At 63.5% G+C, this 4,048-nt stretch carries 5 protein-coding genes; 3 read left to right on the top strand and 2 right to left on the bottom strand.

The annotated features are described in order from the left end of the window. Positions 1–158: 158 nt before the first annotated feature. Positions 159–1,109, bottom strand: coding sequence for a dipeptidase (locus tag ACN27A_RS33880; protein WP_421459001.1), 951 nt, complete (start codon positions 1,107–1,109; stop codon positions 159–161). Here ACN27A_RS33880 and ACN27A_RS33875 point away from each other — a divergent pair. Both ACN27A_RS33875 and ACN27A_RS33870 read left to right on the top strand, forming a co-directional pair. After that, complete coding sequence (locus ACN27A_RS33875) at positions 1,108–1,686, top strand: GNAT family N-acetyltransferase (RefSeq protein ID WP_421458998.1); 579 nt, start codon at positions 1,108–1,110, stop codon at positions 1,684–1,686. The two genes, ACN27A_RS33880 and ACN27A_RS33875, sit on opposite strands and share 2 nt — an antisense overlap. A 243-nt stretch (positions 1,687–1,929) precedes the next feature. After that, positions 1,930–2,124, top strand: a complete 195-nt coding sequence (locus ACN27A_RS33870; protein WP_421458996.1) for a PASTA domain-containing protein — start codon at positions 1,930–1,932, stop codon at positions 2,122–2,124. Here the strand turns inward: ACN27A_RS33870 and ACN27A_RS33865 are convergent. Continuing rightward, entirely contained in the window at positions 2,121–2,597 is a 477-nt protein-coding gene (locus ACN27A_RS33865) for a nitronate monooxygenase (RefSeq protein ID WP_421459003.1), read from the bottom strand. The genes ACN27A_RS33870 and ACN27A_RS33865 overlap by 4 nt on opposite strands. Before the next feature lie 64 nt (positions 2,598–2,661). Between ACN27A_RS33865 and ACN27A_RS33860 the strand changes: the two genes are divergently transcribed. Next, positions 2,662–4,048: glycosyltransferase (locus tag ACN27A_RS33860; protein ID WP_421458995.1), on the top strand; the 1,387-nt coding region annotated here is incomplete at its 3' end.

The following is a 4,048-nucleotide window of genomic DNA, read 5'->3' as shown; positions in this document are numbered from 1 at the left end:
CGACATCGGAGATTCGGGACACTCGCGCTGAGACGAGAAACAAGACGGCCCCTGTGGCACTCGGCCTTGGCCGATGGACCGCCGGACTGGTCGCCCATCGACTGTCTCGAATTTCTAGAAACGAGACCAACCGACTCAGGCCAGGGTCGGCATGGGGTCTACCAGGCGCATCGTGCAACACGGAAGAAGTTGCCGCCAAGGACTGCCTGAATGTCTGCATCGGGCCATCCACGTCCCGTGAGGTGCTCACCAAGAGTCAGAAGCGTTTCGGGCGGCATCCACTGGATCACTCCCCAGCGGGTATAGCTGTCATCGAATAGGTGGGGGTTGCGTGCGAGTTCGTCAACGAAGTCGACGTAGTCGAAGCAGGAGTCGGTGCTGATGCCGACGTGGTCGATCCCCACTAGATCGACGGCGTATTCGAGGTGCCTTGTCATCGCATCCAGCGTGGGGGTGTTCGCGCCTAGGAAGATTCCGACACCGGTGATTCCGATGACACCACCGGTGCCCGCGCAGGCACGTGCCTGATCGTCGGTGATGTTGCGTGGGTGATTCCAGACTGTCTTCATGCAGGAGTGGCTGTAAATGACCGGGCCGCTTGATGTCTCGCACATGTCGAGCCCGGTGCGCGCGCTGCAATGTGAGCCGTCGGGAACGATGCCGATGGAGTTCATTTCGGTGATGAGCGCCCGTCCCCACGGGGACAGACCACCATCGGTGGTATCGAGGCAGCCGTGTCCGGCACGGTTGGCATGGTTGTAGGTCGGCAACAGCGTGCGCACGCCGTGTGCGGCGAGTGTGGCCAGGTTGTTGAGGTCGTCATCGAGGGGCCGACGGTCTTCGAGGTCAAACACCACGGCGATACGTCCAGCGTCGGTGATCGTTGCGACGTCGTCAGAGCTGGTTGCCAGGTCCAACGCAGGGTGTGCATCGACCGCCGCGCGGTAGTGCGCGAGCAGTGCCATGGTGTCGTTGAAGCTGTGCGGCGAATATCCTGCGTTGACCGAGATGAATGCGCCCCCGTCACGCTGATACCGGGTCAGAAGGTCCACGTCGGCGGTGGTCTGCAGGGGCAGACAGGTGTGCTGATCCCAGAGGAGCGAGTTCATGGCTACCGATCCTGCCGCATTGCCTGTGCCGACCGCCTTGCCGTTTCACACGCGGCGGTTGACTATTCGGCCCTTGTCGCTGAGTGATGTCGCGGCCATGCATGTGGTCTACTCCGACCCTGAAGTGACGCGGTTCGTGCCGGGCGGAGTGCGCGACGCTTATGGCACCCGTCAACGTGTCATCGACTTGATGGCGCACCATGATCGTCATGGCGTGAGCAAATGGGCCGTGACGCTGACGGCTTCGGGTGCTCTGATCGGCGACTGCGGTCTGCAGTTCCTGCCCGGCCGCGCTGATTTGGAACTTGGATTTCACTTCGCTCGGGCCTACTGGGGCCACGGGTATGCAACCGAAGCTGCATCAGCATGCCTGGCCTGGGCACTGGCCAACCGAACAGAACGAGTCCTCGCCATCGTTGACCCCCGACACGAGACGTCGCGACGGGTTCTAACCAAACTCGGCATGCAGCCGATAGGGCGTGACCAGATTCTTGACCGAACCTGGATCGTCTACGAGTCCACACGCCACACCACCCCTGGGCATCTGAAGCACCGCAACCTTCGAGATAAGATCTGAGCCGTCCAGATTCTCTAGAAACGAGATTTCCCTCGCCGTTGTCACCCACTGGCACAATTGATACTGACATCGAAAGGGGATGTGTTGCGGGCTAGGTTGATTGCGGTTGCGGTGATCGCATTTGCGACAGGGGCGTGCTCGTCTGCCGAGTCGCCGAGCGAACCCAGTTCGACAACGTCTGCGTCTGCACCTGCAGCCCCCACCTCGGCGAGCCCTTCAGCTCCACCACCTGCGACCTTCGCCATGCCGAATATCACCGGAATGTACTGGACCGAAGCCGAACCGCTCTTACGCGCGGCTGGTTGGGCGGGCGTACTGGACAAGGAGCCGAACCTTGCCGATTCCGGCTACTCGACGAACCAGATAGCCTTTCAAAGCCCATCTCCCGGTCACCCTATTGAGCCGGCAACAAGGATCACTTTGCGCTTCGCCGACTAGGGCGGGGGAGCAGATCGCCTGGCCCATCCCACGCGCAACATGGGGTGTGCCCCCGATTCATGCGTGAGCAAGAACCGGGTACCGGCAACGACCCCTGCCGCTCCCGCATCCATGGCGGGGCGGGTGTCGGCGCTGTGCGCTATTCCACCAGCCAGCAGCACCGGGCGGTGACCAGCCACAGCTAGTGCGGTCGCCAAGAATGACCGAGCCGGCGTTTGTCCGGCGAGATGTCCACCAGCCTCGTCGCCTTGGGCGAACAGGCCGTCTGCGCCCCACCCGTCGAGCGCCGTGCGTGCCTGCGACTCAGTCCCAACCAACACGAAGACCGCGATATCCGCGGCCCGTAGGCGCTCGACGAGGGCGGCATCCCCGCCGATAGCGATCACCGCTACGTCGACGCGGTACTTGATGCACACCCCTACGCGATCTGATGACCTGTGAGGTCTGGCCGGCGTCCGGCGAGTCCGAGACAGGAAGTGATCAGTCTCGTTTCTCTAGAAACGAGACGTACTTGGCGGTGGTGGTCTAATCGAGGGTATGTCTGAGCTGGTTTTCGTAGATGTCTCATCGGGCGCGTTGGAGGCCGGGCAGTCACGGGCGGTCAGCCCACTGGCCCGCGTCATCCTTCCCCGCCCGGGTGAGCCGCTCGACGTTCGCAAGCTCTATATAGAAGAATCCGAGACCAACGCGCGGCGGACCCACGCGCCCACCCGTACGACGCTGGAGATCGGCGCCGAGTCCGAGGTCTCGTTCGCGACGTACTTCAACGCGTTCCCGGCCAGCTACTGGCGCCGTTGGTCGATCCTGGAGTCGGTCGTGCTGCGCGTCGAGCTGACCGGCAGGGCCCGCGTCGACGTCTACCGCTCCAAGTCCACCGGCGCCCGGATCACCGTCGGCGGCGCCCCGATCCACAGCGACTCCGATGATCAGCCTGCGGTGCTGGAGTTCGAGATCGAGCTGACCCCGTTCGAGGACGGTGGCTGGATCTGGTTCGACATCACCACCGACGCCAAGTCCACGCTGCACCACGCGGGCTGGTACGCGCCGATCGCCGCACCCGGCAGGGCGAACATCGCGGTCGGCATCCCGACCTTCAACCGGCCTTCGGACGCCGTCAACGCGCTCGCCGCGCTGACCTCGGATCCGGCGGTCGACGAGGTGATCAGCGCCGTCATCGTCTCGGATCAGGGCACGAAGAAGGCCAAGGATCATCCCGGGTTCGAGGCGGCCGTGGCCGCGCTGGGGAACCGGCTGTCGATCCACAATCAGCCGAACCTCGGCGGGTCGGGCGGCTACAGCCGGGTCATGTACGAGGCCCTGAAACACACCGACTGCGAGCAGATCCTGTTCATGGACGATGACATCCGCGTCGAGCCGGATTCGATCCTGCGGGCGCTGGCACTCAACCGGTTCGCGAAGGTGCCCACGCTCGTCGGCGGTCAGATGCTCAACCTGCAGGAGCCCTCACACCTGCACGTGATGGGCGAGATGGTCGCCGCCGAGAACTTCATGTGGTCGGGAGCGGCCAACACCGAATACGACCACAACTTCGCCAAATACCCCCTCAACGACGAAGCGGAGTACCGCAGCCGGCTGCTGCACCGTCGTATAGACGTCGACTTCAACGGCTGGTGGATGTGCATGATCCCGCGCCAGGTGGCCGAGGAGTTGGGGCAGCCGCTGCCGCTGTTCATCAAGTGGGACGACGTCGAATACGGGCTGCGCGCCGGTGAGCACGGCTATCCGACGGTGACGCTGCCCGGTGCGGCGATCTGGCACATGGCCTGGAGCGACAAGGACGACGCCATCGACTGGCAGGCGTACTTCCACCTGCGCAACCGGCTCGTCGTGGCGGCCATGCACTCGGACGGCAACATTCGCGGTCTGGTGGCCAGCCATTTCAAGGCGACCATCAAACACCTCA

Origin of the sequence: Micromonospora sp. WMMD737, assembly GCF_049179055.1 — a bacterium.
Lineage (GTDB): Bacteria > Actinomycetota > Actinomycetes > Mycobacteriales > Micromonosporaceae > Micromonospora > Micromonospora reichwaldensis.
This window is presented reverse-complemented; position numbering and strand designations above follow the sequence as displayed.